This window comes from Gracilibacillus lacisalsi DSM 19029, from assembly GCF_000377765.1.
Lineage (GTDB): Bacteria > Bacillota > Bacilli > Bacillales > Amphibacillaceae > Gracilibacillus > Gracilibacillus lacisalsi.
The window spans coordinates 98,100-114,938 of sequence record NZ_KB898663.1 but is presented as its reverse complement, the minus strand read 5'-3'; the positions used below and the strand labels follow the sequence as shown (position 1 = coordinate 114,938).

Below are 16,839 nucleotides of genomic sequence, written 5' to 3'. Positions count from 1 at the left end.
ATATAATTTATGGTATAATATTAATTATCGGCAGGACATCTATAATTGAATAAGAGCGAGTAAGATTGCTCTTGTCCGTGGACCCTTATATTCTTAATATGGGGACGTTACGGATTCGACAGGGGTAGATCGAGCTCAGGTTGCGCGTCGAGGTTACGTCTCGTAAAACGTTATCGCCAATAATAACTGGCAAAGAAAACAATTACTCTTTAGCAGCTGCGTAAGCACTGTTAAAGGATCCTTCCTATCATCGCCCATGTGGTAGATTGAAGGGTCTCACTTATTAGTGGGCTACGCTGCCATCCTCCGTCTGTGGATCGGCAGAAGAGATTAATCAGACTAGCTACTCGGACGCCTGTTGGTAGGCAGAAGAGCTAGCGAATGCGTAATATACCAACTATGCGTGTAGACGCCTGAGTGGCGATATCCTTGGACGTGGGTTCGATTAGAAAATAGTCGCCTTATGTGGTAACACATAAGTGAAAATTCGGCTTTATCGGTGAAACCTACGTTGCCATTATGGTAATAAGGCAATACCGAGCGGTATGTGGAGTAATCCAACAGCCGTGTATCGACTTATAGGCTACCTTTTTAGGTAGTACTAGGATGCAAAATGCTACTTTCATTGCTAAGAAAGTAAATCTAAATTTTGCATAATACGCCGAGGAACCTGATCAGACTATGCAGGTTCAAGATATAGTCAGTGCCATGACGAAAGCATGGAATAGCACGTCCCACCGTCTCCACCAATACATAATTGGTGGTTTTTTTATTGGTTTTTGTTACTTCAAGCATAAATTTTCATAAAATGAAAGCTTATGCTTGAATATACTTTATGCAATCTTATTCTTGATAATTTATTGTGAACTACCATAATATATTCAAATAAGCATAAACTATTGCTACAACGAAAATCCACAAACTTTTGGTGGTTCAATATTGTTTATTTAAATAAATTCGGGTTTTTTTAAAAGTATTCCATCTTATGTATCGCACAAAATCAATCTTTTTCTTTGAAAGAGAGAAAGATGATTTAGAATCGACACAATCTAATTGGAAATTAGCGAATAAAGATGGAAAAAGAAAAACTTGATACATTAAAATTAAGAGCGTTTGGATAGGCTGGGAGATTAAAGAGTTTCTTTTTTCTCTCAGCCTTTGTTTATTGGTCCCAGAATATATGTCGGGGTAAATAAAGCGTTTTCGATACTTTTATTACTAATTATATTGTTGAACTATCAATAAATTTATATCACATAAATCTCCAAATATTCTTACATCTATAGGGAACTGGATTTAAATTCTTATTTTGTTAACTTTTTAATAAATCATAATCGCAGTGTTGACTTTAGGATATTGTTGAACACTAAAAGAGAACAACAAGGAGTAAGTCGGTTTAATACGACCACTGAAATGTACCACCTCTGGCATAGCTTTTACCACAAAATGACCCGAAGTGTACCAAAGAACTACAGACTGTTTACCACTGCGGTTTCTCTGGTGATAAAAGATTTAATATTTTATTTTATAATCAGTTTTTACACATGGCTCAGCTTAACTCTTGTATTACGTAGTAGACAATTACTGTGCAGTAGAAAGAAGTACTTAATCTAAAAGGGAGTTTACTTGATGAAGAAGAGAAAGTTAAACAATAGGAAATCTTAGCTGACAAGGTTATATCAGTGGCAGGGAAATTCTGTTAGAATTTATATATTGAATAATACTACTGACAGAGATGTTAGATATAAAGGATGGTTTTCGTTGGTTGATATTGGAAAATTAAAAGGCAATAAAAAGTGGGGAGCTCTCGAACAACTAGCAAAATATTTTGAAGAAAACGAAGACTTACTTAATCTTGATGGATGGTTTAATGCAAAGAGACAAGTTAATATTAACGGTATAGAAAAGCCGTTTCCATATATGGTTTTCATAACTTTTGGTTCGATTTTAAAATTTGATTATCTTGTGGAACCGTTTGAAAAAGTAGCATGGTTCCTTCCTTTCAAATACAAAGGTTGTTCATTTGCATTTTCTCATGAAAAATTTGGATTGAAAATTCTTTCTTATGATGATAAATCCAATCATGAGATTGAAAGGGATATGCTGATACAAGTAATTAAAATGATTAAGATAGCAGATGAGCTATTAGAACCAATTGCAACAGAGCAAGTGGAAAAGGGAAACATTACTATCGAAAATCAATTTCATAAATTTAACGAAAGATATCTGTTTTTTAGAAAAAAAGCCAATGAAGTTTTTCAGAATGATAACGTTCCAGTAATAAATGGCGAAATTGGTTTGGCATCATTTCTAAACAACAGAAGCCAAAGAACAAAAGAAGGCTTTTATTATGGACAAGCTATGCTTGATGCTTATTTTAGCTTTTTAGAACATTTATGTGTCCTCTTATTACCAATGAACGGATACGATCGAAATGTGATTGCTATTAGTAATTTTATGACTGCCAATTGGATTGGAAAATATAAGCAAATATTCAATATAGATGATTTATGAAGCATCTCCAAGAGCTAAAAAATATCAAAGATAGATACAGGAATGTCATTAGTCATGGAGGCTTTGAAAAAAATGGAGAGTCAGCAAATATTCAATTAGAAGGAGTAGGTGCTGTACCGGTGTTGTTGTCAAAATACAATAAAAGTGTTCATTATTCGTTTGTACCAATAGAAAAGCAAAGCTTTGAGGATATTTGTAAAATTATTGATGACTTTAAACAAGATATCGATAAAGATGTTCACTTGAAACGCTGTATAATGATTGTGGATGCTGGAATAGATGTGTATTATGATGATAGCTCAGTTCATGTATACAATGAAATTCTTCAATCAAACAAGACTGTTGAAAAGTACATTGAAGATGAAAGTGCAATTTTTGAGCGAAATGCAAATATGGATTGGTAAATGAATTACACGTACATTTAAGGATGGGAATTATGGAAAAAACATCTATTGATTAAAACGGCATTTATATATGATAAACCCAGGGAGGCACCAACTTTTGAGGGGTATTATTTCGCAAATAAAGATGGCTTTTGGAAGGGATTTAAATATAATATGCCGTATGTCTTGGATAATAAAAGACCAAAGCCTCAAACAAAAAAGGCTGATGTAGAAACGGGGGAGGACCAAAAGGGTGAATAAAGTCGAACAATAAATAAACAATAATAAACCAGAGAGTGCAATAAAAAGGAAAAATAAACCAAGGAATACTAATTTCATTCAGATTGCCCAGTAAAATCTATAGAAAATACTGTATAAGTGTCAAGGAATTATACGAAAATTTTAAGCCCAAAGTAAAAGATAGGAATTGATAAACTTATAATCTGGTGAACGAAGTTACTGCTTTTATATTTCTGCGTGCCAACTTTTAGCTGTTTCTTTGCTTGTATTCGAATAGACCGGGGATAAAATTATCTAATAGACTTGAAAAACCAGAAAGTTTCGCAAGTATTTTTGCCACGTTGTTAAAATACTTGTCACATAAAAGAAAAGGACCTTTATATTAGGAAGAAACGTTTTTCCTTAGAATGCTGAAGATTAGTTTACATATAGAACTCAAGTAATTCTAAGAAGGAAGGCAAATAAATACCAATATAGCCAACAAAAAGATAAACGAAAGAAGGTTTCGGATGTTATCATCTGGGACCTTCTTTATTTGTGTTGATTTGTTTACATTGCAAATTTAAAATTTCCGTTTTATAATTGCCTTTACATACCTTGCGGGGTATTAGGTTCGATCCAGAGAGAGAAATTATGTGTAATAAAGAGGTAAAGACAATTTTGGAGAGACTTTTTTTCGTACAGAAATGGTTTCTTTTATTAATTATATTGAAGGAGGGATAAACACCATTTCTAGGAAGAAAAAAACAGATACGAATTGTAATGAATCCTTGTAGGGTAAACACTAATAATAAATTATTTAGAAATTCATTGTTGACAAAATACCTACAAGGGTATATTATAGGTTTTGCAAGACGGAAGCCGCAGTTCATTTGTACGATTTGATAAAAGGGTTGACACCCATTTTTATTTTATTATTATAAATACCCATAGGGGTAACTGTATTATAAATACACACAAAAAATAGGGGGATTAACATGTCAGAAAAGAAAAAAACAACTATTGTTCTATTCAGTGGTGATTACGACAAAGCAATGGCAGCATATATTATTGCGAATGGTGCAGCTGCCTATGATCATGAAGTTACTATTTTTCATACGTTTTGGGGATTAAATGCTCTAAGAAAAGATGAAAATATTGAAGTGAAAAAAGGCTTTATGGAAAAAATGTTTGGAAAAATGATGCCAAGAGGCGCAGATAAAATGGGACTATCCAAAATGAACTTTGCTGGTTTCGGTCCAAAGATGATTAAAGATGTAATGAAAAAGCATAATGCAATGCCATTGCCAGATCTAGTTGAAATGGCAAAGGAACAGGATGTAAAACTAGTAGCATGCACAATGACAATGGATTTATTAGGACTTCAAAAAGAAGAACTATTAGAGGGTATTGATTATGCAGGGGTTGCAGCTTATCTTGGTGACGCAGAAGATGGAAATGTAAACTTGTTTATATAAAAATGATGGATTTTTTCTTCATTAGTTGGAGGACGATAAAATGGAATATTTAAATTATGTTATTTATGTGTTATTATTCTTCTTTATTGTAAAACGATTTATTCCCGTTAGAGGAATTAAAAATATTTCAACAACGGAACTCAAAACAGAACTAAAAGATAAAAATAAGCAATTTGTTGATGTGCGAACACCAGCAGAATTTAAAGGGAATAATATTAGAGGTTTTAAAAATATTCCACTTCATACACTAGGGAAAAAAGCAACATATGAACTTTCAACTGATAAAGAGGTAGTTGTAATTTGTCAAAGTGGGATGAGAAGTCAAAAAGCATCAAAAGTTCTAAAGAAATTAGGATTCACCAATGTAACAAATGTTAAAGGTGGCATGAATACCTGGAGATAGTCTGAGTGAATAGTATTCAGTGTGAGGGAGAGCGTACTTAACACACTGATACCTATTCTCTATATAATAAGAATTCAAATATAAGAAAGGAGAATGTTATTATGAAAGAAATTTCAACAAAAGAATTACAAAATTTAGTAGAAGAAAATAAAGACTTAAATATTATTGATGTGCGTGAAGTTGACGAAGTAGCACAAGGGAAAATAACAGGAGCACTAAATATCCCGCTAGGTTTATTAGAATTTCGAATGCATGAGTTAGAAAAATCAAAGGAATATATTATGGTTTGTCGTTCTGGTGGTAGAAGTGGTCGTGCCGCACAGTTTTTAGAAGGCCAAGGATTTAACGTAATTAACATGACTGGCGGAATGCTAGCGTGGGAAGGCGAAACAGAATAATTTTTTTTGAATGCAAATATACCTATATAGGTATTAGGGGGTTATGATATGGATTTATTCAAAGTAAATGTGGTGTTGGATGCGAAGGGTCTAGCTTGCCCGATGCCGATTGTGAAAACAAAAAAAGCAATGAAAGATGTAGAAGCAGGGCAAGTGATTGAGGTGCAAGCAACTGATAAAGGATCAAAAGCTGATATCGAGGCGTGGGCCAACAGTGCCGGTCACCAATATTTAGGTACACTAGAGGAAGGTGACACTCTAAAACATTATTTAAGAAAATCATCCGATGAAGAAACGGTTGAAAAGCAACATTCTAATACTGCTACAAATGAAGAACTAGCATCAAAGTTATCTGAAGATATTGTGGTTCTTGATGTGAGGGAGTCAGCAGAATATGCCTTTAATCACATTCCAAGTGCAGTTTCAATCCCGTTAGGGGAATTGGAAGACCGTATGAACGAGTTAAAAAAAGAAGATGAAATCTATGTTGTATGCCGTACTGGAAGTAGAAGCGATTTAGCCGCACAAAAATTGGTGGATAGTGGTTTTGAAAATGTAATTAATGTATTACCAGGTATGAGTCAGTGGACGGGAGAAACAACAAAAATAGAAAACTAGTGAATGGTAAGTGGGTTTTAGGTTTTGATCCAAGTAGTATTATGAATGCTTTAAAAAACTAAAAAATTTTTTTGTGAAAAATAATACCTTAGGGGGTAAAAGAATGACTGTAAAAATGATGACAGCACATGAAGTGACACAGAAGGTTTTTAATAAAGAAGAGTTATTTATTTTAGATGTTCGAAATGAAGATGCATTTGAAGACTGGAAGATTGAAGGAGAAAACTTTGAATACTTCAACATTCCTTATTTTGAACTTTTAGATGGAGTAGAAGAAATTCTAGAAAAGATTCCTTCTAATAAAGAAATCTTAGTTGTTTGTGCCAAAGAAGGCTCTTCTGTAATGGTAGCAGAAATGCTATCTGAAGCAGGATTAACAGTGTCTTATTTACAAGGTGGTATGAAAGCTTGGAGTGAGCACTTAGAACCCGTTAAAGTCGGGGATTTAAAAGATGGTGGAGAAGTTTATCAGTTTGTCCGTATTGGGAAAGGTTGTCTTTCTTACATGGTTATTTCAAATGGGGAAGCTGCAATCATTGATGCAACACGTATGACAGATATTTTCATTGATTTCGCGACAAGTAAAGAGGTAAAAATTACAAACGTGTTTGATACCCACCTTCACGCAGATCACATCTCAGGAGGAAGAAAAATTGCTGAACAAATAGGTGCAACATATTGGTTGCCTCCGAAAGATGCTCAAGAAGTAAACTTCGAATATGCAGCATTAGAAGGTGGAAGTGTAGTAACAATCGGTAACACTGCTATTGATATTCATGCACTATATTCACCTGGACACACAATTGGTTCTACATCTTTTGTCGTAGATGAGAAATTCTTATTATCTGGTGATATCTTGTTCATCGATTCAATCGGCAGACCTGACTTAGCTGGGAAGGCTGAAGACTGGGTTGGTGACTTAAGAGAGAGCTTATATTCTCGCTATAGAGAATTATCAGAGGAATTAGTTGTTTTACCAGCACACTTTATGATTATTGATGAATTAAACGTGGATGGTAGTGTGGCTGAAAAACTAGGAACACTATTTGCAAAGAACCACGGACTAAACATTGAAGATGAATCTGAATTTAGAAGATTAGTGACGGAAAACTTGCCACCTCAACCGAACGCTTATCAAGAAATTCGTGAAACAAATATGGGTAAAGTAACACCGGAAGAAGAGAAGCAAAGAGAAATGGAAATTGGACCAAACCGCTGTGCGGTACGTTAATATTTAATAAAATAATATGACTGAATACTCATTATAGGAGGAATATAAATGGACGTAACAAAAGTATTAGATGCAAAAGGATTGGCGTGCCCGATGCCAATCGTAAGAACAAAGAAGGCAATGAACGAATTAGAATCTGGCCAAATATTGGAAGTTCACGCAACAGATAAGGGTGCAAAAAGTGATCTAGCAGCATGGGCGAAATCTGGGGGGCATGAGCTTTTAAAGGATACAGAAGAAAATGACGTATTAAAGTTTTGGATTAAGAAAGGTTAATAGAAGGGGACCATGATTTACATGGTTCCCTTTACTTTAAGGGGGAGAAAAAATGGACTTTGCTTTTATAATTACTATATTTTTAATTGGCTTTGTCGGATCTTATATTTCAGGAATGTTAGGCATCGGCGGTTCTATTATTAAGTATCCAATGCTTTTATATATTCCGCCTTTATTTGGTGCGGCGGCATTTACAGCACATGAAGTATCTGGAATTAGTGCTGTCCAAGTACTGTTTGCAACTATTGGAGGGGTATGGGCATACCGAAAAGGTGGCTATTTAAATAAAAAGCTTATTGCTTATATGGGTATTAGTATCCTAATAGGGAGTTTTATTGGTGGTTACGGCTCAAAATTATTATCTGAGGGTGGAATAAATTTAACCTACGGGATATTAGCTTTAATTGCTGCGATTATGATGTTTATTCCGAAAAAAGGAATTGATGATATTCCTTTAGATCAAGTGAAATTTAATAAATGGTTGGCAGCTGCCCTAGCATTAATTGTAGGTGTTGGAGCAGGAATTGTTGGTGCTGCTGGTGCCTTCTTGTTAGTTCCAATTATGCTTGTAGTTCTTAAGATACCTACACGTATGACTATTGCTTCATCATTAGCTATTACATTTATTTCATCGATCGGTGCAACTATAGGGAAAGTTACAACGGGTCAAGTTGAGTATTTTCCAGCAGCAATCATGATCATTGCCAGTTTAATTGCTTCTCCACTAGGTGCAAATGCTGGCAAGAAGGTAAATACGAAGGTGTTGCAAGTCATATTAGCATTACTAATAGCAGGAACCGCTATTAAAATATGGATGGATATATTTTAATATGGGATAGATAAAATGGATTTAAATAGGAAGGAGGAATCCAAATGGTTAAGATTACACCATCTGCACTTTCGAAAGTTAAAGATGAAATAAAGCCACTTGTAGCAGAAGGGAAGAATCCTTTTGTTCGTTTGACGATGGGCATTGACTGAATTGGTCCAGTCCAAAGCTTCGCTTGGCTCTGGAGGAGTCAGCATCAGATAATGATTTGATAATGAATGAAGACGGCATTCAGTTTTTAATAAGTGAAAAAGACTCTGTTTATTTCAATAATGTTAAAATTGACTATATTCGTACATTATTAGGTGACGGACAATTTCAAGTACTTCATGTATAACCAGTAGAAACGGCAAGATACAACTTATCGTATTTCTACTGATTAAACAGCTTTATATAATTGTTTAAAACAAAAGGATATGATTAAGAAAAATATTTATTACCATACTAATTAGTGAATAAATGATAAAGAAGAGATGACTACTTTATGAGCAAAGAAAAGTATCAAAATGAACCAACAAAAGATTCACAATATATTCAACAACATATGGCGAATGAACGAACACTGTTAGCTTGGATTAGAACAGCCATTGCTATTATTGGTGTTGGATTTCTTGTTACCAATTTGCACTTTACAATGAAGTCTAGCCTGACTCGTTTCGGTGACTTTTTAGCAAATACCATAGGAATGGCTTCAGTAATATTAGGAATAGCTACAATTATTATGGCAATGGTTTCTTATATGAGAAAAATTAATGCAATCAATAACCAATCCTTCTATGCACCGAAATTTACGATTATCTTACTTGGTTTATTTGTCATAATAATTGCAGTGGTATTTGGGATTTACTTTTCCATTCTTTTAATACCTTAAAGAGGTGAAGAGTAGTTGCTGGTTTGAAATAATTATTTTTTATTTTATTTGACAATATACCCTTAAGGGTATATTATAAAATGTAGATAGGGGGAGGATCAATGAGTTTCTTAATGATTATAATTTCAATCAGTCTCCTGGTTCTCTATCAAAGATATATACCTATATGGGGAATTAAAGAACTAAGAGAACGAACGACTGGTTTATTTAGTAGAAAAGATGTGGTATTTTTAGATACAAGAGACTATCAAACCTCTTGTAAAGATAAAATGGGAGATGCTCATTGTTTACCACTTTCTTATCTGAAAAGACATTATGCTGATTTACCAATAGATAAAGATATAATTGTAATTGCCTCAGATCAAATTGAAAGTAATTTGAGTATAAGGTTTTTAACAAAAAAAAACTTTCGTGTAGTTGGCTATTACTTACCTAATAAAATAAAAAAGGGGGATCATCACTATGGAGTACAATGCTCAAATGAAAAATAGAATGAAAAGAATTGAAGGACAAGTTAGAGGATTAATACGAATGATGGAAGAGCAAAAAGAATGTAGGGATGTAGTTACACAAATGTCGGCTGTAAGAAGTGCTCTTGACCGTACAGCAGCTTTAATAGTTAGTACGAACCTTGAACAGTGTATTCGCGATGATAAAGAAGCTGGTGAAAGCTCAGAAGATTTAATCAAAGAAGCAGTAAGCTTACTTGTGAAAAGTAGATGATTTGACTCTCTATAGTTTATTTTGTACCATGAAAGAGGTTAACAAAATTTAAGTAGTTGACCTTTTTTTGTAATCGAAAAAATACCCGTATTGGTATATTTTTTTGATTTCCATAATACCTATAGCGGTATATGTATATTTAGTTAATTAAAAAACATTAGGGGAAAATATCATTGAGTTATACAAGGGAGGGAAAGTATGAAAGAAATAACAGCAAAAGAATTAGCGGAAAAAGTAAAAGCAGGAGAAAAGTTAAGTATTATTGATGTTCGTGAAGATGAAGAAGTTGCACAAGGTAAAATCCCAGGTGCTAAGCATATACCTTTAGGTGAAATTCCAGAGCGATTAAATGAAATTGATAAAAAAGAACATCATTATATGGTGTGTCGCTCAGGAGGTAGAAGTGGAAAAGCATGTGCTTTCTTAAAGGATGAAGGTTATGATGTTACGAATATGGAAGGCGGCATGTTGAGCTGGGAAGATGAAGTTGAGATATAAGGAGGAATATTGGTGAGCATTACAGCAAATGAAGTGTTAGATGCAAAAGGTTTAGCCTGTCCAATGCCTATTGTTAAGACAAAAAAAGCAATTACAAATTTAGAAGCAGGTCAGGTCATGGAAGTGCAAGCAACAGATAAAGGATCAACTGCCGACATCAAAGCGTGGGCAGAAAGTACAGGGCATCAATATCTTGGAACTGTAGAAGATGGCGATGTATTGAAACACTATTTACGAAAAGCAAGTGAAGCGGAGACAAAAGGTGAAACCAAACATGAGGATGTGGTCGATCTAGATGAACTTCGTAACAAGGTAGAAGGTGAAGAATCTATTTCTATTCTTGATGTTCGCGAACCAGCTGAATATGCCTTTGGTCATATCCCTGATGCTGTGAATATACCTCTAGGTGAACTTGAAGAACGCTTTGAAGAACTTAGCAAAGATCAAGATATACACGTTATTTGCCGAACGGGTACTAGAAGTGATTTAGCTGCACAAAAACTAACGGAAAAAGGTTTTAAGAGTGTGAAAAATGTAGTACCAGGTATGAAAAATTGGGAAGGCCCAACTGAAGGCAATTAATAAGAACACAACAATTTAGGAGGAATAATAAATGGCTAATACAAAAGTTGCAATTATAGCAGCAAATGGAGGACGTTTTGATGCTTATAAAGTCTTTAACGTAGCACTTGCAGCTGCAGCGTCTGATGCAGAAGTAGGTATATTCTTTACTTTTGAGGGATTAAATCTAATTCATAAGGAGGCACATAAAAACCTCCCACTTCCAGAAGGAAAAGAACACTTCCAAGAGGGATTTGAACGTGAGAATGTACCGGCAATTGAAGAAATGGTGTCAATGGCACAAGAAATGGGGATTAAATTAATTGCATGCCAAATGACAATGGATGTTATGAGTTTAGATAAAGAGGCGTTTGTTGAAGGAATTGAAGTAGGCGGCGCTGCTACCTTTATTGAATATGCGAAAGATGCAAACACGTCATTAACATTTTAAATAAAGGAGGAAATAAATTGACTACTCCAATAACAACTAGTGAATTAGCGAAAAAAGTTGTTAATCATGAAAAAACAGTGATCTTAGATGTTAGAAATACAGATGAATTTGATAGTTGGAAAATTGAAGGCGGGAATGTAGAAGTAATTAATGAACCCTACTTTAATTTATTAGATGGAATTGACCCTGTTGCTGAAAAATTAGATAAAGATCAAGCAGTTATTGTTGTTTGTGCTAAAGGCGGTTCTTCCCAAATGGTAGCTGAGTTACTGGAAGAAGAAGGTGGATTCACTAACACTTATAATTTAGAAGGTGGCATGAAAGCATGGAGTGAACACCTAGAGCCAGTGAAAATTGGTGATCTAAAGGATGGCGGAAGTTTATATCAATTTGTACGTTTAGGTAAAGGATGCTTATCGTATATGGTGGAATCTGATGGTGAAGCAGCCATTATTGATACAAACCGGATGATTGATATTTACGAAGCATTCACCAAAGAAAAAGGAGTGAAAATTAGAACTTTAATTGATACTCACCTCCACGCTGATCACATTTCGGGTGGCCGTGCTTTAGCTGATAAAGTAGATGGAACGTATTACTTACCACCAAAAGACGCTACAGAATTGACTTATGATTACAAGGCATTAGAAGAAGGAAACGATATCGTTGTGGGAAACACAAAGGTGAAAGTACAACCAATTCATTCACCAGGACACACAATCGGAAGCACATCATTAATTATTGATGATGAGTATCTTTTAACAGGTGACATTCTATTTGTGAAATCCATCGGCCGACCAGACTTAGCTGGTAAAGCGGAAGATTGGGTTGGAGACCTTCGTAATAGTCTTTATAAACGATATAAAGAATTATCCGAAGATTTAATCGTCTTACCTGCGCACTATTCGTTTGCAGAAGAACTTGGTAAAGGTGGAAGTGTTTTTGCACGTTTGGGCGATCTTTATCAACGTAATGAAGGGTTGCAAGTAGACGATGAAGATGTATTTAGAAAAATGGTGACAGAAAATCTGCCACCACAACCAAATGCATATCAAGAAATCCGTGAAACAAACACGGGAAAAATCACACCTGAAGATGAAAAACAAAGAGAAATGGAAATTGGACCAAACCGCTGTGCGGTTCACGGTTAATGAGGAGGAAAAATAATGGAATCAACAAAAGTATTAGATGCAAAAGGATTGGCATGTCCAATGCCGATTGTTAGAACGAAGAAAGCAATAAATGAGCTAGAATCAGGTGATGTTCTTGAAGTACATGCTACAGATAAAGGTGCTAAAAGTGATTTAGCAGCATGGGCAAAGTCTGGTGGGCATGAACTACTACAAGACACTGAAGAAGGCGATGTATTAAAGTTTTGGATTAAAAAAGGATAGAAGGTGACCCCTTAGAGGGTCCCTTTTTCATAAAAAAGGAGTGAGAACACTGACTGGTAAGAAGTTTAATCCAGATAAAGCACATAAATTAGTGAGTAAAGAGAGAAAAGCAATATTACCACCTGATAAAATAATCGAATACTTAGAAGTAGAAGCTAATGATGTTGTTGCAGATCTCGGTGCAGGCAATGGATACTTTACTATTCCAATTGCTAAAAGCACTAATAACACTGTTTATGCAGTTGATATTGAGCCTAAGATGCTAGATATGTTAAAAGAGAATGCAGTAAAGGATAATATAGAGAATATTAATTATGTTGTAAGTGATTTGGTAGAAATTAAACTAGAGGATGAGTCAGTAAATAAAGCGATTATCTCAATGGTTATTCATGAAGTATCTAGTATTGATCATACGCTTAATGAGATTAAGCGTATTTTAAAACCAGGTGGACAACTGTTACTGATCGAGTGGAAGGCTATTGAGATGGAATCAGGTCCCCCACTTCACGAAAGGATTGCGGCTACAGATATGCTAGAGACTATTCAGAATGCAAACATTGATGCTGAACTAATTGATTTAAATTCACAACATTATGCGGTAAAAGCAAGGCTGAAATAAAAGTTACGGATTGAGAGGGGAAGAGTTAGTGAAGAAATTATGGGGAATGTTATGACCATCTCAAAAACTAATGTTCCTGGCAGGAGCAGGATTTGTCATCTATTCAATCCTATCAAAATTTATGTAAAGTAAATAATTTATCTAGGAGGAATCATCTATTATGTTCGATTATACTGTTGAAACAGATAAAACAATGGAGAATGCTGTTCAATCACTTGAGGAAAGTCTAAAGAAAGAACAATTTGGTGTACTTTGGCAGTTTGATATTAAGTCTAAATTACAAGAAAAGGGGTTAGATTTTGACCAACCATATCTAGTGCTGGAAGTATGTAACCCAAAAGAAGCACAAAGAGTATTAACTCAAAACCAAATGGTCGGTTACTTTTTACCTTGTAAAATTGTTGTTTATGAAGATGGTGGCAAAGTCAAAATTGGATTACCAAGACCAACCGCTCTAATTGAGATGGTTAACGATGAAACAATTAAGGAATTTGCTGCAGATATTGAAAATAGATTGATTGTATGTATTGATCAAAGTATCTAATAGACGTAAATACAGGATTTTAACGGTAAAGGTAATGCATTGCCTTTACCTTTTTTTATTTTCTTTCATAAAACTTTAACATTTCTCTTTTATTCTGTTAGAAGAAGGAGGTAAGGATCATGCCATCAGCTTGGTTAATTGGACCTCTAGTTATTAAAAGTGAATTAGTCTTACTCATTGGAAGCTTTTTGCTAGGGATCGTTTTTTTTCGCTTTATAAGCCCTTATTCAAAACTTGAAACAAAAAAACGGATAGATAGAATAATGAATCTGTTCATGATGTTTGTAGTATTTTTATGGCTTGGAAAAATTATAACAAACCTCTCTACCTTTATTAATGATCCCTTACCGATACTTGCATATCCAAGTGACTCGAAAGCTTTTTATGTTGCTGTAACTTTATCCATTGTGTATGTAAAATTTAATTTGGCAAAGGATTATCACCAAGGGATAGATGTTTTGTATGTTTGGTTCTTTGTATTTTTCATAGCTTCCTTTGTGTATGGATTTGTGCAAATGATTTTTTGGAGCAGCAGTATTTAGTTGGCAGTATTTGGGCTTAATTCTTCTGTTACTTATCGTATTTATTTGGCAACAAGACAAGTTATCAAAAGAAAATCTCGTATTCACTGGCCTATTATCTTAGAGTATTGGTCAATAGCTGTTGGCTATTTTTTCTCGTACAACTGTGTTTCAGTTCAACCTAAGTCATTGGTTTTACGCGGTTGTTCTTATTGTTAGTGTGCACTTAACTATCCATACAAAGAAGGTGAAACAATGAGCGCGGTTGCTGAAATTACGATATGGCTGGCATTAGGTGCAGGGACTCTTTCTTTTTTATCACCTTGTACACTTCCTATATTTCCGGCGTATTTATCCTATATTACAGGAATGACTGTAAAGGAAATCCAGGATTCACAAGAAATAAAGGTTCGTAGTAAATTGTTGCTACACGCAATCCTGTTTCTAACCGGTGTTTCCATGATATTTATCGGTTTAGGAATAGGGGTATCTATTTTAGGTCAGTGGGTTCAAGACTTATTATCAGGACAATCTGGTATCTTTTTGCAACGAATCGCTGGTATTTTTGTTATCATAATGGGTTTGTTTGTCGCAGGTTGGATCCAGTGGAAAGGGTTAATGAAAGAGAAACGGTTTCATTTTAACAAAAAGCCTGTAGGGTATTTCGGAACTATATTTGTTGGGATGGGCTTTGCAGCTGGATGGACTCCTTGTATTGGACCTATCTTTGCATCAATTCTTGTTGTGGCTGGGAATAATCCTACACAAGGGGCTATTTATACCATCATGTATGTTATCGGTTTTGCTATACCATTTCTTTTATTGACCTTCTTCATCGGATCTACAAGATGGCTAGTTCGTTATAGCCAAAAAATTATGAAATTCGGTGGAGCTATCATGATTGTCATGGGAGTACTTCTTTTTACAGGTCAGATGGCAAGAATCTCTAATTTCTTATTAAAGCTGGTGCAAGATAGCTGGTTAGCTAACTTAGGGTAATAGGGGGCATATTCATTGAAGAAAATAATCATTTCTGTTGTACTATTAGCGATGTTCGGCTACGCTGTTTATGATTTGGTCAAGAGTGAAGATAACGATACTACAACTTCAAATACAGAGGAGTTAAACACAGACGGTAATCAAAGCACTTCAACGAGCGAAGTTGAATCTACAGATGCTACAGTAGGGTTAGAGGTAGGTAATCTCGCACCAGATTTTAAATTGCAGACTTTAAAGGGTGAAACTGTAAAACTATCGGACTTTAGAGGCAGGCGGGTCATGCTTAATTTCTGGGCTACTTGGTGTCCGCCGTGTCGTGCAGAAATGCCTGACATGGAAAAGTTTTATCAAGAGAAGGACGTTACAATTTTAGCGGTTAATTTAACTGAAACAGAGGCCTCTATGCAGGATGTACATGATTTTTTAGAAGAGTTTGGATTAACATTTCCTGTTTTATTAGATAAAAAAATTGAAGTTGCAACAACCTATCAAATACAACCAATTCCAACTTCTTATATGATTGATTCAAATGGCATTATTCGATATCAAGCCTTTGGTGCACTAAATTATGAAATGATGGTATCAGAATTTGAAAATATGAAATAAAAAACAGGTGATTTAATGAAACAAACCATTCTAGTAGTTGAAGATGACAAAATGATACGTGAACTGATTACCATTTACTTAAATAAGGAAGGTTATGATGTAAAAGAAGCCGGGGATGGTGAAATGGCTAAAGAGGCATTTTTAACGTATCATCCATGTTTAATCATCCTCGACTTAATGCTCCCAAAATTGAGTGGAGAGGAATTTTGTGAGTGGGTAAGGGAACAAGGACGAAACGAGGTTTCAGTTATTATGCTGTCAGCAAAGGCTCGAACAGCAGATAAAATAAATGGATTGAAATTAGGGGCTGACGGTTATTTAACGAAGCCATTTGAACCAGAGGAATTGCTTGCTCATGTGGAAGCTGTTCTGAGGCGAACGGGGCTCTTCTGTCAAAAGGTTACTTCTAATGGATTGTGTATAAAACCAAGAAAAGGAGAAGTTATGCTTTATGATAAACGAGTCAATTTAACGAAGCATGAATTTAATCTCCTATATTATCTGATGGAAAATCCCAATATCGTTTTATCTAGAGAGCAATTAATTAATCAACTATATCCGAACGCTGATCGGGCTATCTTAGATCGGACAATAGATGCTCATATTAAAAAGCTAAGAGAAAAGATAGAAGATAACCCAGCATCACCTGAACGGATTCAAACTGTAAGAGGAATGGGGTATAAATTTGTTCAGTAAAATAAGA

23 protein-coding genes and 1 other RNA gene are annotated in these 16,839 nt (G+C 34.9%); all 24 read left to right on the top strand.

Annotated elements, in window-relative coordinates; genetic code table 11:
* Positions 1–108 precede the first annotated feature (108 nt).
* Positions 109–448, top strand: a transfer-messenger RNA (tmRNA) gene (gene ssrA, locus D569_RS23875).
* A gap of 1,313 nt (positions 449–1,761) precedes the next feature.
* Positions 1,762–2,514 carry a hypothetical protein gene (locus tag D569_RS23565; RefSeq protein WP_020610686.1) on the top strand — a complete coding sequence of 251 codons (753 nt, stop codon included), beginning with the start codon at positions 1,762–1,764 and terminating at the stop codon, positions 2,512–2,514.
* Positions 2,511–2,918 carry a hypothetical protein gene (locus D569_RS0103085; protein ID WP_020610685.1) on the top strand — a complete coding sequence of 136 codons (408 nt, stop codon included), beginning with the start codon at positions 2,511–2,513 and terminating at the stop codon, positions 2,916–2,918. Before D569_RS23565 ends, D569_RS0103085 begins: the two co-directional genes overlap by 4 nt.
* A gap of 1,196 nt (positions 2,919–4,114) precedes the next feature.
* Positions 4,115–4,594, top strand: coding sequence for a DsrE/DsrF/DrsH-like family protein (locus tag D569_RS0103075; RefSeq protein WP_018930934.1), 480 nt, complete (start codon positions 4,115–4,117; stop codon positions 4,592–4,594).
* A gap of 40 nt (positions 4,595–4,634) precedes the next feature.
* Complete coding sequence (locus D569_RS0103070; RefSeq protein ID WP_018930933.1) at positions 4,635–4,997, top strand: rhodanese-like domain-containing protein; 363 nt, start codon at positions 4,635–4,637, stop codon at positions 4,995–4,997.
* A 101-nt stretch (positions 4,998–5,098) separates the two neighbouring features.
* Positions 5,099–5,395: a rhodanese-like domain-containing protein gene (locus D569_RS0103065; RefSeq protein ID WP_018930932.1), complete on the top strand. Its 297-nt coding sequence runs from the start codon at positions 5,099–5,101 to the stop codon at positions 5,393–5,395.
* Between the two features lie 48 nt (positions 5,396–5,443).
* Positions 5,444–6,013: a sulfurtransferase TusA family protein gene (locus tag D569_RS0103060; protein WP_018930931.1), complete on the top strand. Its 570-nt coding sequence runs from the start codon at positions 5,444–5,446 to the stop codon at positions 6,011–6,013.
* Positions 6,014–6,116: 103 nt separating this feature from the next.
* On the top strand, positions 6,117–7,244 hold the full coding sequence (locus tag D569_RS0103055) for an MBL fold metallo-hydrolase (protein WP_018930930.1): 1,128 nt from the start codon (positions 6,117–6,119) through the stop codon (positions 7,242–7,244).
* Positions 7,245–7,292: 48 nt separating this feature from the next.
* The gene (locus tag D569_RS0103050) at positions 7,293–7,520 is read left to right on the top strand and encodes a sulfurtransferase TusA family protein (RefSeq protein ID WP_018930929.1); all 228 of its coding nucleotides are present in this window, start codon (positions 7,293–7,295) and stop codon (positions 7,518–7,520) included.
* Positions 7,521–7,572: 52 nt separating this feature from the next.
* Positions 7,573–8,349, top strand: coding sequence for a sulfite exporter TauE/SafE family protein (locus tag D569_RS0103045; RefSeq protein ID WP_018930928.1), 777 nt, complete (start codon positions 7,573–7,575; stop codon positions 8,347–8,349).
* Positions 8,350–8,833: 484 nt separating this feature from the next.
* Entirely contained in the window at positions 8,834–9,220 is a 387-nt protein-coding gene (locus D569_RS0103030; protein ID WP_018930925.1) for a YidH family protein, read from the top strand.
* Between the two features lie 101 nt (positions 9,221–9,321).
* Complete coding sequence (locus D569_RS0103025) at positions 9,322–9,711, top strand: rhodanese-like domain-containing protein (protein ID WP_018930924.1); 390 nt, start codon at positions 9,322–9,324, stop codon at positions 9,709–9,711.
* Positions 9,683–9,943 carry a metal-sensitive transcriptional regulator gene (locus D569_RS0103020; protein WP_018930923.1) on the top strand — a complete coding sequence of 87 codons (261 nt, stop codon included), beginning with the start codon at positions 9,683–9,685 and terminating at the stop codon, positions 9,941–9,943. Before D569_RS0103025 ends, D569_RS0103020 begins: the two co-directional genes overlap by 29 nt.
* A gap of 198 nt (positions 9,944–10,141) precedes the next feature.
* Positions 10,142–10,441 (top strand): rhodanese-like domain-containing protein, encoded by a 300-nt coding sequence (locus D569_RS0103015; protein ID WP_018930922.1) that lies wholly within the window; start codon positions 10,142–10,144, stop codon positions 10,439–10,441.
* Positions 10,442–10,453: 12 nt separating this feature from the next.
* The gene (locus D569_RS0103010) at positions 10,454–11,023 is read left to right on the top strand and encodes a sulfurtransferase TusA family protein (protein WP_018930921.1); all 570 of its coding nucleotides are present in this window, start codon (positions 10,454–10,456) and stop codon (positions 11,021–11,023) included.
* A gap of 31 nt (positions 11,024–11,054) precedes the next feature.
* The gene (locus tag D569_RS0103005; protein WP_018930920.1) at positions 11,055–11,453 is read left to right on the top strand and encodes a DsrE/DsrF/DrsH-like family protein; all 399 of its coding nucleotides are present in this window, start codon (positions 11,055–11,057) and stop codon (positions 11,451–11,453) included.
* A 17-nt stretch (positions 11,454–11,470) separates the two neighbouring features.
* Entirely contained in the window at positions 11,471–12,604 is a 1,134-nt protein-coding gene (locus tag D569_RS0103000) for an MBL fold metallo-hydrolase (protein ID WP_018930919.1), read from the top strand.
* A gap of 15 nt (positions 12,605–12,619) precedes the next feature.
* Positions 12,620–12,847: a sulfurtransferase TusA family protein gene (locus D569_RS0102995; protein WP_018930918.1), complete on the top strand. Its 228-nt coding sequence runs from the start codon at positions 12,620–12,622 to the stop codon at positions 12,845–12,847.
* 40 nt (positions 12,848–12,887) lie between these two features.
* A complete protein-coding gene (locus D569_RS0102990) occupies positions 12,888–13,466 on the top strand; it encodes a class I SAM-dependent methyltransferase (RefSeq protein ID WP_018930917.1) in 579 nt (192 codons plus the stop codon).
* A 160-nt stretch (positions 13,467–13,626) separates the two neighbouring features.
* The gene (locus tag D569_RS0102985; protein WP_018930916.1) at positions 13,627–14,010 is read left to right on the top strand and encodes a DUF302 domain-containing protein; all 384 of its coding nucleotides are present in this window, start codon (positions 13,627–13,629) and stop codon (positions 14,008–14,010) included.
* Between the two features lie 119 nt (positions 14,011–14,129).
* Positions 14,130–14,552, top strand: coding sequence for a hypothetical protein (locus D569_RS22415; protein WP_018930915.1), 423 nt, complete (start codon positions 14,130–14,132; stop codon positions 14,550–14,552).
* Between the two features lie 234 nt (positions 14,553–14,786).
* Complete coding sequence (locus D569_RS0102975; protein ID WP_018930914.1) at positions 14,787–15,530, top strand: cytochrome c biogenesis CcdA family protein; 744 nt, start codon at positions 14,787–14,789, stop codon at positions 15,528–15,530.
* Positions 15,531–15,545: 15 nt separating this feature from the next.
* Positions 15,546–16,136, top strand: a complete 591-nt coding sequence (locus tag D569_RS0102970) for a TlpA disulfide reductase family protein (RefSeq protein WP_018930913.1) — start codon at positions 15,546–15,548, stop codon at positions 16,134–16,136.
* 15 nt (positions 16,137–16,151) lie between these two features.
* Positions 16,152–16,832, top strand: coding sequence for a response regulator transcription factor (locus tag D569_RS0102965; RefSeq protein WP_018930912.1), 681 nt, complete (start codon positions 16,152–16,154; stop codon positions 16,830–16,832).
* Positions 16,833–16,839: the final 7 nt, after the last annotated feature.

Excerpts from the sequence above, each read along its gene's own strand:
- D569_RS0103085 (WP_020610685.1), top strand. The coding sequence starts at position 2,511 with ATGAAGCATCTCCAAGAGCTAAAAAATATCAAAGATAGATACAGGAAT.
- D569_RS0103075 (WP_018930934.1), top strand. The coding sequence starts at position 4,115 with ATGTCAGAAAAGAAAAAAACAACTATTGTTCTATTCAGTGGTGATTAC.
- D569_RS0103070 (WP_018930933.1), top strand. The coding sequence starts at position 4,635 with ATGGAATATTTAAATTATGTTATTTATGTGTTATTATTCTTCTTTATT.
- D569_RS0103065 (WP_018930932.1), top strand. The coding sequence starts at position 5,099 with ATGAAAGAAATTTCAACAAAAGAATTACAAAATTTAGTAGAAGAAAAT.
- D569_RS0103060 (WP_018930931.1), top strand. The coding sequence starts at position 5,444 with ATGGATTTATTCAAAGTAAATGTGGTGTTGGATGCGAAGGGTCTAGCT.
- D569_RS0103055 (WP_018930930.1), top strand. The coding sequence starts at position 6,117 with ATGACTGTAAAAATGATGACAGCACATGAAGTGACACAGAAGGTTTTT.
- D569_RS0103050 (WP_018930929.1), top strand. The coding sequence starts at position 7,293 with ATGGACGTAACAAAAGTATTAGATGCAAAAGGATTGGCGTGCCCGATG.
- D569_RS0103045 (WP_018930928.1), top strand. The coding sequence starts at position 7,573 with ATGGACTTTGCTTTTATAATTACTATATTTTTAATTGGCTTTGTCGGA.
- D569_RS0103030 (WP_018930925.1), top strand. The coding sequence starts at position 8,834 with ATGAGCAAAGAAAAGTATCAAAATGAACCAACAAAAGATTCACAATAT.
- D569_RS0103025 (WP_018930924.1), top strand. The coding sequence starts at position 9,322 with ATGAGTTTCTTAATGATTATAATTTCAATCAGTCTCCTGGTTCTCTAT.
- D569_RS0103020 (WP_018930923.1), top strand. The coding sequence starts at position 9,683 with ATGGAGTACAATGCTCAAATGAAAAATAGAATGAAAAGAATTGAAGGA.
- D569_RS0103015 (WP_018930922.1), top strand. The coding sequence starts at position 10,142 with ATGAAAGAAATAACAGCAAAAGAATTAGCGGAAAAAGTAAAAGCAGGA.
- D569_RS0103005 (WP_018930920.1), top strand. The coding sequence starts at position 11,055 with ATGGCTAATACAAAAGTTGCAATTATAGCAGCAAATGGAGGACGTTTT.
- D569_RS0102995 (WP_018930918.1), top strand. The coding sequence starts at position 12,620 with ATGGAATCAACAAAAGTATTAGATGCAAAAGGATTGGCATGTCCAATG.
- D569_RS0102985 (WP_018930916.1), top strand. The coding sequence starts at position 13,627 with ATGTTCGATTATACTGTTGAAACAGATAAAACAATGGAGAATGCTGTT.
- D569_RS22415 (WP_018930915.1), top strand. The coding sequence starts at position 14,130 with ATGCCATCAGCTTGGTTAATTGGACCTCTAGTTATTAAAAGTGAATTA.
- D569_RS0102975 (WP_018930914.1), top strand. The coding sequence starts at position 14,787 with ATGAGCGCGGTTGCTGAAATTACGATATGGCTGGCATTAGGTGCAGGG.
- D569_RS0102965 (WP_018930912.1), top strand. The coding sequence starts at position 16,152 with ATGAAACAAACCATTCTAGTAGTTGAAGATGACAAAATGATACGTGAA.